The organism is Mesorhizobium sp. M8A.F.Ca.ET.218.01.1.1 (assembly GCF_004791165.1).
Classification (GTDB): domain Bacteria; phylum Pseudomonadota; class Alphaproteobacteria; order Rhizobiales; family Rhizobiaceae; genus Mesorhizobium.
This window is the reverse complement of the sequence record NZ_SRUZ01000133.1, coordinates 1-323: the sequence shown is the minus strand read 5'-3', so window position 1 is coordinate 323 and position 323 is coordinate 1. Positions and strand designations below refer to the sequence as shown.

Below are 323 nucleotides of genomic sequence, written 5' to 3'. Positions count from 1 at the left end.
ATCGTTTCGACGCGCGGAGGTTCTTATCTTTCCGGTCCGCTGGCCTCCATGGACTTCCAGGAGAACTATCTCAAAACGGCTTTCGGCTTCATCGGCATCAAGGACCTCGATTTCATCCGGGCGGAAAACATGTCGCGCGGCGACGATGCCCGCGCCCACTCCATGAGCGGTGCTCTTGAGGCCGTTTCCCCGCTGGTTGCCAGCATGGCAGCTTGATTTCGTCGGTTTCGCCGGCAAGCTGTTCTCCGACGAACTGGAGGCGATCGACATGGGCCCTGTCGACGCCATGCGTTCGGTCGGAGCAAGCCCGCTTCAGGTGTTCC

At 60.4% G+C, this 323-nt stretch carries 1 protein-coding gene; it reads left to right on the top strand.

What is annotated here, in order from left to right; translation table 11 throughout:
- The coding region (locus EN861_RS34715) for an NAD(P)H-dependent oxidoreductase (RefSeq protein WP_189343829.1) at nt 1-216 on the top strand (216 nt) is incomplete at its 5' end.
- Nucleotides 217-323 lie beyond the last annotated feature (107 nt).